This window comes from Halobacterium bonnevillei (genome assembly GCF_009831555.1).
Taxonomy (GTDB): Archaea; Halobacteriota; Halobacteria; order Halobacteriales; family Halobacteriaceae; genus Halobacterium; species Halobacterium bonnevillei.
In genome coordinates this window covers 1-9245 of record NZ_WUUU01000122.1, presented here as the reverse complement: position 1 = coordinate 9245, position 9245 = coordinate 1, and the positions used below count along the sequence as shown (strand labels likewise).

The 9245-nt window shown below is 66.0% G+C and carries 7 protein-coding genes and 1 pseudogene; 5 read left to right on the top strand and 3 right to left on the bottom strand.

Going from position 1 to position 9245, the window contains the following annotated elements; translation table 11 throughout:
• The first annotated feature begins 343 nt into the window (after window positions 1-343).
• Entirely contained in the window at window positions 344-727 is a 384-nt protein-coding gene (locus GRX66_RS13305) for a DUF5820 family protein (protein WP_159526999.1), read from the top strand.
• Between the two features lie 75 nt (window positions 728-802).
• Here the strand turns inward: GRX66_RS13305 and GRX66_RS13300 are convergent, their stop codons facing one another.
• Together GRX66_RS13300 and GRX66_RS13295 are read right to left on the bottom strand one after the other, a co-directional pair.
• The gene (locus tag GRX66_RS13300; protein ID WP_159526998.1) at window positions 803-1798 is read right to left on the bottom strand and encodes a hypothetical protein; all 996 of its coding nucleotides are present in this window, start codon (window positions 1796-1798) and stop codon (window positions 803-805) included.
• Entirely contained in the window at window positions 1791-1988 is a 198-nt protein-coding gene (locus GRX66_RS13295) for a DUF4177 domain-containing protein (RefSeq protein WP_233745520.1), read from the bottom strand. The genes GRX66_RS13300 and GRX66_RS13295 overlap by 8 nt, the downstream gene beginning before the upstream one ends.
• 670 nt (window positions 1989-2658) lie before the next feature.
• Between GRX66_RS13295 and GRX66_RS13290 the strand changes: the two genes are divergently transcribed.
• Together GRX66_RS13290 and GRX66_RS13285 are read left to right on the top strand one after the other, a co-directional pair.
• Window positions 2659-3105: a UPF0179 family protein gene (locus GRX66_RS13290; RefSeq protein WP_159526997.1), complete on the top strand. Its 447-nt coding sequence runs from the start codon at window positions 2659-2661 to the stop codon at window positions 3103-3105.
• 206 nt (window positions 3106-3311) lie between these two features.
• Complete coding sequence (locus GRX66_RS13285; protein WP_159526996.1) at window positions 3312-4277, top strand: hypothetical protein; 966 nt, start codon at window positions 3312-3314, stop codon at window positions 4275-4277.
• A 21-nt stretch (window positions 4278-4298) separates the two neighbouring features.
• On the opposite strand, the gene GRX66_RS13280 is transcribed toward GRX66_RS13285, so the two are convergent.
• Window positions 4299-5099 carry a succinylglutamate desuccinylase/aspartoacylase domain-containing protein gene (locus GRX66_RS13280; protein WP_159526995.1) on the bottom strand — a complete coding sequence of 267 codons (801 nt, stop codon included), beginning with the start codon at window positions 5097-5099 and terminating at the stop codon, window positions 4299-4301.
• Between the two features lie 174 nt (window positions 5100-5273).
• Between GRX66_RS13280 and GRX66_RS13275 the strand changes: the two are divergent.
• Together GRX66_RS13275 and GRX66_RS13270 are read left to right on the top strand one after the other, a co-directional pair.
• Window positions 5274-5791: pseudogene (locus GRX66_RS13275) on the top strand (DUF309 domain-containing protein).
• 288 nt (window positions 5792-6079) lie between these two features.
• Window positions 6080-9245 (top strand): efflux RND transporter permease subunit (locus GRX66_RS13270; RefSeq protein WP_325064109.1); only part of this gene is annotated, 3166 nt, incomplete at its 3' end.

The window sequence follows — 9245 nt, the reverse complement described above, 5'->3', positions numbered from 1 at the left end:
CGGCGAGCGCGAGCGCCGCGACCGTGCCGCGGTCGCTGCTGTGCAGGAGCGTCACGCCCGGGTCGAGGTCGGGCAGCGCGTCTGGTGCGGTCATACGCGAGACCAAATCGACACGCCGGATAAGCCACCGGCAGGTGCACAGTGAAAGTGAAACTTGCGAGTGCAGGGCGGCGAACGGCCGAATCTAGGCGTCACGCGGCCGCAATCGCCACGTCAGCGATTCGTCAGACGCCGTTTCACTTTCACCGATCGGGAGCCGGTGGTCGTCAGTTGTCACACGCCGGAACTGCGAGCACCGGGCCTGAACCGTCACCCCTTACGTCGCTCGAGCGTACACTCCGGTATGAGCGAGCGCGACCTCCCGGACGGCTGGCGGGTGTGGAACGACGACGAGGGCACGACGATTCTCGTCTACAGGCCCGACGTCTTCGACACCCAGCAGTTCCCCGCGCCCTGCCTCCCGACGATTCGGGTCACCCAGCGCCCGCCCACCGAGCGCAAGCGCCGCGCCGGGTCGAACCCGTCGGGATGGTTCGTGTCGCTGCGCCTCGAACCCGAGGTCCGCGTGAAGAGCGCCGACGCGGGGTTCGAGACCCGCGACGCCGCGGAGGACGGCGCACGCGACCTCGCGGAACGCTTCGCCGCCGGCGACGTCGACTACCGCGGCGCCTACCAGATTCCCCGCGAGGACTACCTCGACGAACTCGACGCCCTGACTGGGGCGTAACACGAAACCTTCCCGAACGCCCGCCGCGGGCTACGTGGACGGCCTGCGTAGAACGCGGTTGAATCCGGGAGGCGGTTAGCTCAGCATGAGCGGCCCCATCGAGAGCGTCTGTTTGGCGAGCGTCGCGAGCCGCAAGATGTAGGATGTGAACAGGAGAAATGGCAGCGCTGAGACGGCGAACGCGGCGCTAACGACCCAGAGAACGCTCTCGACGCCGAGGAAGGTGCCGGGGAACGTTGTCGGGTCGACGAAGACGACCATCCCCCCAGCGACGGTGAGTGAAATCACTGCGGCGTACAGGATGGCTCGCGAGAGTTTCACCAGCGCCCACTGGATGTAGAGATCCTTGATGTACTCGCGGACTGGCCCGTACATCGTGAGCGCTTCGAGCAACGTTCTGAACGCGCTTCGCTCCTCGTCGGTGAGGGAATCGTCGTACTCCATCCCGAGCCGACGAACGTCGTGCATCTTCTGATCGTAGTTGTAGTCGAGGGCGGGCGACAGGACGTCGAAGGTGCCGAAATCGCTGTCTTCGAGGTGGTCGAGTGCGTGGTCGGCGTTCTCCAACAGGTCGGTGACGTACTCGTCGACCTTCTCGTAGAGCTCCTGGTTTTCAGTCTCGGAGAGTGTGTCTCGCAGCGTCTTTGCTCGCTGTTCGCTCGTTTCGATGAGCGCGTGGAGGTAGGCCGCAGGGTCGGCGGGCGTCATCATCCCGAGGAGGGTGTCGGTGTTCTGGCGGAAGTCCATCGTCACGTCCATCCGACTACGCTGGCTCCCGAGCGAACCGATTTCCTGGGAGAGAACGAGCTGATTGATCGTGACGACGAGCGTCGTTCCCGTAATGATCGCGCCGACGAGACCGGCGAATACCGTCTCGACCATGTCGCTCGACTGCATGGTCGAGTGCAACGACACCGGCTTCATCACGCCCCAGATCATGAACACGAGGAAGAGCAGGAAAGCGAGCCCACCGGCGACGACCCACCGGTTGGCCCCGAGCAGCAACCAGAACCAGTACTCGTTGACGTCCGTCCGCTCACGTAGCGTGTTGTCGGTCGAGAGGTCACTCATGGGCGACTGGGCGTTTGAACAGCAGTAGTTTCGTGCCGCCGCCGTCGTAACTGATACTCTCTGTGAGTTCCCAGCCGTCTGCACCGAGGCGGTTGAGTTCCTCTGTCGGATCGACCGCCTCTCGCTTGGTCAGTCCTTTCGGCGGTTCGAGTGCCCTGTATTCCCATTGCTGGTGCATCTCGGTACCCATACGTTGTTATCGGTTCTCACGATGATGATTCTACTGACAGGCTGTTTTCCCGTCGCGCAATGGTTGAGAACGGAGCGGCGTGCTCGTGCGTCTCCATAGTGATGGGTGCTGACGGGGCTACACGTCGGTTTGTTGCGGAAGCGGGCGCGAAGGGCGTTCGACTAGTGAACGAATCGTCCTCGCAGGCGTGAGACGGTCGCGTTCGGACAGCGCAGAATAGCGGCGTGACCAGACACTGAGCCGCTAACTGCAGCGGATGGATTCGCCAGAATCGCCTCAACGAACGGTGGCGTCGCGTCGCAACCACCTCGAAGTGGAATCCGTCTGCACCCGGGCATGAACATCCATTACGATTGGGCCAATCGCGTGCCTACGGATTCGGGACGCTGCGTTCGCGCCGCGTATCTCGCACCACGACTGGAAAATATGACGGAACTGCCAGAACCACCAGTGGACCGCGCGTGGTCCTCCGTCGTGATGGGTGACCCGCGTTTCCAGCGATTGTGAGAAACGAACCGCTAGCAGATGCGTCCCCGCCTCTCCGAAACGGGTGGTTGGCGAGACCGAGGGAGCTTGGAACGCGTCGTGGACTGCGTTCCTCTCAGCACAAAACGATCAATCGAATCCTGCTGGCGGGACGCTTAACCGGACGCGCGTCGAACGTCCGGGCATGAGTATCACGCTGCTGGGGTCGCGGCTCGCCGAACCCGGCACGGAGTTCGTCTACCGGGGCGAGTCGTCGGACTGTGCGGGGTGTCCGTACCGGCAGCAGTGTCTGAACCTCGAGGAAGGCGTCCGCTACGAGGTCAGTGAGGTCCGGGAGGGCGGCCAGGTGCTGGATTGCGCGGTTCACGACGAGGGCGTCGTCGCGGTGGACGTCGAGCCCGCGCCCGTGACGGCGAACGTGCCGTCGAAGGGCGCGTACGCGGGGAGCAAGGGCAAACTCGCGGGGCCGTGTCCGCACACGGAGTGTCCGAGCCACGAGTACTGCGAGCCCGCAGGTGCGGACTTCGACGAGGAGTACCAGATTCGGGAGATTCTCGGGGACCCGCCACACGACTACTGCGCGCTGAACCGGGATCTGACGCTCGTGGAGTTCGAACCCGGCGAGGAGTGAGCCGGACGACGCGCCGGTTCTGTTCCAGTCGTCACTGCTACGGTGCTACCAGTTAGCACAGGGCGTTCGAGGCGGTACGGCGGGAATATATCAGCCCTCCAAAATATTGGCGGTCGGGATGAATCGGGGCGGCTTTCGCGGCGTCGTTTACAAGATTCTTAGAATCGCAGCGGCAGTTTATGACTCGGATCTATAAATTTATACATATGAGGCCGCTAACCAGGCGCTCGCTTCTGGTCACTGGAACTGGCGCGATGGCCGCACTGGCGGGCTGCACGGGCGACGGTGGCGGTCCATCCGAGGAAACCGAAACGACGACCGCACCGACGACGACCACCGCAGCACAGCCCACCGCGCTCGATATCCAGAACCCGGTCCTCTGTGCGGAGGCGCCGGCTGGCTACCAGCAGTACACCGAACAACCGGAGGACACCTACGAGCCGGGAGACGTCATCTGGGTCTACTTCGAGCCCTCGACAGTCGGCACCGAATCCGCCGGCGAGGGCGAAATCCGGTTCGAGTACGACTTCTCGGTCAGCGTCACCGACCCGGACGGCGAGAACCTGGGTACCGTCGAGGACACGGCCAGCAGGACGATACCGGAGGGATCGGACCTCTCGACGGTCTTCCTCTCGGTCAATTACTCCCCGCCCACGGAGTTCGAGGCGGGAACGCACACCCTCGAACTGGAGGTCACCGACACCGTCGCCGGCAATACGGCCACGGAGTCGATCGAGTTCGAGGTCGAGTCGGGGCTCGAGTACACGACCGGCGACTTCGGCTTCGGCGAGTTCGCGTTCACGGAGTCTGAGGCACGAGGCTACCGGGACTACGACGAGCGCTCCCCGCCAGAGTACGAACCAACCGAGACCGTCTGGTACTACTACGAGATCCAGGGGTTCGCGTACGAGGAAACGTCGAACGCGCTCACCACCGACCTCTCGATATTCGAGACGCTGACGGGTCCGGAGGGGGACATCTGGTCGCAGGCGGACATCCCGCTCTCGAACATGTTCGACCCCGAGACCGACCTCGACACGTACTACGTCGCCGACCGGGTCATTCCCTCCGACGAGTGGCTGCCAGGGGAGTACGAACTCCACTTCGAGGTGACTGACGGCCACACCGACGAGACCGTCACCGGAACGTACACGTTCACCGTCGTGGAGTAACTCGGCTGGTCGACGCGGTGCTTACAGCGTCGCTTCGACGTCGCCGAGGACCCCGCGGCGTTCGCCGCGGTAGCCGAACTGGCCAGGGTAGCCGTACGGCGACAGCAACACCGGCCAGAAGGGGTCGTCGGCGACGAGTTCCTCGCCGTCCGCCGCGGCGAACGTCTCGCCGGCCTCCACGCGCTCGAAGTTCTCGACGAACACCTCGTACTCGTCGGCGGGCGGTTTCGGAATCGCGTCGCCCATCTCGAAAACGGGGACTTCGCGTTCGACGGCGTCCCCGGGGAGCGCGCCGACGGCAGTGAGGAACTCGCGTGCGAGGCGGTAGGCGTTCTCCGCGGCGGTGTCCGTGCCCTGGAGGCCGGCCTCCGCTTCCACGATGTCGGCGTCCGACGCGAACAGGCGGCCTTCGCCGAACTCGGGAGTGTCCACGACCGCGACCACGGGGAGCGCGCGGACGACGCTGGCGACGCTGTCGTCCAGGCCCGACGTGATGGCGAACGGGTCGGCGTGGGACTGCGTGGAGTGCAGCGACAGCACCGTACAGCCCTGGATTTCGTCGGCGAGGCGGCGGGCGAGCGCTCGCTCGTGGGCGTTCTCCGGGGTGGCTTCGCCGATGGACCGATTGAGGTCGGCGTCGACGTACCGGACGCCGGCGTCGAGCGCGCGCTCGTTCGCCACGACGAGTTTCACCGGTTCGACGACGTCCGGGTCCTCGCCGAGGAGGCGGTCGACGGCGTGTGCGCCACAGGGTTCGTCGCCGTGAACGCTCCCGACGACGGCAACCTCGGGTTCGCCGTCCCCTAACTGTTCGACTCGCATTGACGCTCTGTAGCGGCCCTGTATTGAAAGGGGTTGTCGTTGCGGGTGTCGGTGGCGTCGTGGGGTGGAGGGGTGGTGTCGGTGGCGTCGCAGTCAGCTGGCAGTGGCGAAGTGGCTGGCGTTCCGACTCGTCGACCGACGGGGTTACGGCCCGCGAACCGCAATTAGCACGTGATGGACGAACACACGCGCGACGCGAGCGTCGCACCGCCGCTCGGGAATCCGACTGGCTGGCTCGCGGACCGGCGGGTGTGGGAGCACGCGACGTTGCGCCGCGCGACGGAGCACGGCGTGCGCCTGTTCAACAGCGGCGAGTTCCACGAGTCCCACGATTGCTTCGAGGACGAGTGGTACAACTACGGCAGCGGCACGACGGAGTCGGCGTTCCTCCACGGGATGGTGCAGGTGGCCGCGGGCGCCCTCAAGCACTACGACGGCGACGCCCAGACAGCCTCGGGAGAGCGGCGGCAGTCCGGGAACGACGACGGGATGCGGAGCCTGTTCCGGACGGCGCTCCAGTATCTCGACGGCGTGCCGGGCGACTACTACGGCGTCGACGTGGACGACGTCCGGGCGACGCTGCGCGCGGCCATCGAGGACCCGGCGACCCTGGACGGCTGGCGAATCACCATCGACGACGCCGCACCGACGGCTATCCCGCGGACTACGAGTACGCCGAGCGACTGGACTGACGTCCGGCGGACGTCCTCGTTCTGTGTTGACGCTGCGGCCAGCCGTCGGCGAGTGAATCGACATCCGTGGATTCAGGATGTGGGGCGGATGGGAATGGGTTCGATGGAGTGGATGGGGGTGGGGATAGGTTGGAGGAAGCGGATGGGGACGGGGATGGGGATGGGGATGGTGAGGAGTAGGCTACCCTGCCCGCTCCTATCGCTGGCTTTATACGAATCTACCCCTGAATCCGAGGCAAGCAAGATTGTCAGTATGTTCCTACCAACAGCAATAGCGAGGTGGCAGCGGTGAGTAGAATCGGCGCACTCGCAGGATTCGTCACGAAACACAGCAAGGCGGCCATCGCCGTCATGCTCGTGTTGACGGTGATCGTCGGCGCCGGCGCGCCGATGGTCGAGCAGTCCTCGTCGCTAGACCAGTTCCAGTCCGAGAGCGACGAGTCGGAGAAACTCGACTACATCGACCAGAACTTCCAGGCCGGCGACGATAACACCACGACCGCACAGATCGTCGTTCGCGACGGCAACATCCTCTCGAAGGACTCGCTGGTCGAGACCCTGGAGTACGAACGGGCGCTGTACGACAACCAGACCGTCAACGACACGCTCAGCGACGAGAACTCGATCACCGGCGTGGCGAACGTCGTCGCCATCGGGTCCATCCAGCAGGAACGCGGCCGCGAACTGGAGGCGACCGTCCAGGAGTTCGAAGCGCTGAACCAGTCGGTGCAATCGGAGCGTCGCGCAATCGGGGCGCGCAGCGACGAACTCAACCAGACCGTCGACCTGCTCCGCGGGGAGCTGACGCACCTCCGCGAGAACCCGAACGCGAGCGTGGACGCCGCCTTCGAGCGGGTCCGCGCGAACTCGACGGTGGAACTCGGAGACAGCCACTACGCGACGTTCGAACAGGCCGCCAGCGACCTCCGGAGCGCGACCAGTGAGCCCGAGGTCGAGGCCGCGTACCGACTCGGGACGCGCGGCGTGCTCGCCGACGAGTTCCAGGCGCTGGACGAGCGCGCCGACGACCTCGAAGCGCAGGCCGAGCAACTCCGCGAACTCGGCGGCGAAATCGAGACGCAGCGCGCGGCGTTCGAGAACGCCAGCGACGCCACCCTCGACGAGCAACTCGAAGCGCTCCGGTCTCTGAGCGAGTCCGAGGTCGAGGACCTCGTCGGGACCGTGCTCTCCGCCGACCGCGCAGGCGGGAACGGCGGCGATAGCGGCCGCTCGGTGTTCGGGCTGATGCCGTCCAGCTACGAACCCGGCTCGACGACGGCCGAAGCGACGATGCTCGTGGTGACCCAGCAAACCGACAGCGAGATCCCCGGCGGCGGCCAGGTCACCGACGACAGCATCGTCGACGCGCAACTCGCGATGCAGTCCCTCGGCGAGGACCGCCAGCAGGACTACCTCGTGTTCGGCGGCGGCATCATCACCGACGAGATCAACGCGTCGATGACCGACAGCCTGCTCATCGTCGGGCCGCTGGCGATTCTGTTCGTGCTGGTGGCGCTGGCCGTCGCGTACCGCGACGTGCTGGACATCCTCCTCGGGCTGTTCGGCATCGGCGCGGTGCTGGCGTGGACGTTCGGCTTCATGGGCTGGGCGGACATCGCGTTCAACCAGATCTTCATCGCCGTGCCCGTGTTGCTCATCGGGCTGTCCATCGACTACGCGATCCACATCTTCATGCGCCACAGGGAGGAGCGCCTGGGCGCGACAGACCACAACGACCGGCCCAGTGACTCCCGGGGCTCGATGCGTATCGCGCTGTCGGGCGTCGGGATCGCGCTCGTGTGGGTGACCGCGACCACGGTCATCGGGTTCCTGTCGAACCTCTCCAGTCCGGTGCCGCCGATCCGGGAGTTCGGTATCGTCTCCAGTTTCGGTATCGTTGCCGCGCTGCTCGTGTTCGGCGTCCTGATTCCCGCGATCAAGGTGGAACTAGACTCGTTCCTCGAGGGCTTCGGCTGGGACCGCCGGAAGCGCGCGTTCGGTACGGGCGGCGGCCGGTTCAGCCAGGTGCTGTCCGTCGGGTCGACGGCCGCACGGAAGGCGCCGGTCGTCGTGCTCGTGTTGACGCTGCTGGTGACCGCGTCGGGCGCGTACGGCGCGACCCAGGTCGACACGTCGTTCAACCAGGAGGACTTCCTCGCCGAGGACCCCGACGAGTGGATGAAAGACCTGCCGGAGCCGTTCGCGCCCGGCACGTACACCGCGAAGGAGAACCTGCGGTACGTCAACGACCGGTTCGTCCGCGAGGACTCGCAGGCCCAGATTCTGCTCGAAGGCGACGTGCGGGGTGACGGCACGCTCGAGCGCGTGCAGGCGGCCCGCGACACCGCCGCCGAGAAGGACGTCACGAAGATCCTCTCGAACGACGAGCCCGCTATCGACGGGCCGCTGGCCGCGATGCAGCAGACTGCCAGGACCAACGAGTCGTTCAACGCGACGTTCACCGCTGCGGACACTGACGGCGACGGCGTCCCCGACCAGGACGTCGAGGCGGTGTACGACGCGTTCTTCGACGTGGCGCCGGACCGCGCCGGCGAGTACGTCTACCGGACCGACGACGGCACCGTCGAAGCGCTCCGCCTCGTCGTCTCCGTCGACGGCGGCGCGTCCGGCGACGAGATCACGACGCAGATGCGCGCCGTCGCAGACGCTGCGTCCGGCGACGGCGTCGAGGCCACGGCCACGGGCAGCGCCATCCTGAACAAGATCGTTCAGGACCAGCTCCTGGAGACCGTCATCCAGAGCCTGCTCATCACGCTCGTCTCTGTGTTCGCGTTCCTGATGTTCACCTACCGCATCACTGACGGGAGCGCGACGCTGGGCGCGGTCACCCTGCTGCCGGTCGTGTTGAGCGTCGCCTGGATTCTCGGGACGATGTGGGTGATGGACATCCCCTTCAACGTACTCACGGGGATGATCACGAGCCTCACTGTCGGGCTCGGGGTGGCGTACAGCATCCACGTCAGCGAGCGCTACATGCAGGAACTGGAGCGCAGCGACTCGGTGTGGGATGCGATGCACACCGCGACCACCGGCACCGGTGGCGCGCTCCTCGGGAGCGCCGCGACCACCGTCGGCGGGTTCGGCGTGCTCGCGTTCGCCATCCTGCCGCCGCTCCAGCAGTTCGGGATCATCACCGGCCTCACCATCATCTACGCGTTCCTCGCGGCCGTGCTGGTGTTGCCGACGCTCCTGGTCGTCTGGACGAAGTACTTCGGCCCCGACTGGACGGCCGGCGACTTCGTCGACGAGGACGGCGAGGACGCCGACGACGCCGAGGGCGGTGACGTCCCCGCGGCCTCGGCGGTTCCGCCGGGGAGCAACGCGGATTCGGCTGCCAAAACGTCGAATCCGGGCGGACACGACGCCGAAGCCGCCGACGCGGCGTCGAACCCGGCCGGTGGCGCGGCGGCGAACACCGACTCGGCGCCGGTCG

Coding starts and splice junctions, on each gene's coding strand:
- GRX66_RS13305 (WP_159526999.1), top strand. CDS start 344: ATGAGCGAGCGCGACCTCCCGGACGGCTGGCGGGTGTGGAACGACGAC.
- GRX66_RS13300 (WP_159526998.1), bottom strand. CDS start 1,798: ATGAGTGACCTCTCGACCGACAACACGCTACGTGAGCGGACGGACGTC.
- GRX66_RS13295 (WP_233745520.1), bottom strand. CDS start 1,988: ATGGGTACCGAGATGCACCAGCAATGGGAATACAGGGCACTCGAACCG.
- GRX66_RS13290 (WP_159526997.1), top strand. CDS start 2,659: ATGAGTATCACGCTGCTGGGGTCGCGGCTCGCCGAACCCGGCACGGAG.
- GRX66_RS13285 (WP_159526996.1), top strand. CDS start 3,312: ATGAGGCCGCTAACCAGGCGCTCGCTTCTGGTCACTGGAACTGGCGCG.
- GRX66_RS13280 (WP_159526995.1), bottom strand. CDS start 5,099: ATGCGAGTCGAACAGTTAGGGGACGGCGAACCCGAGGTTGCCGTCGTC.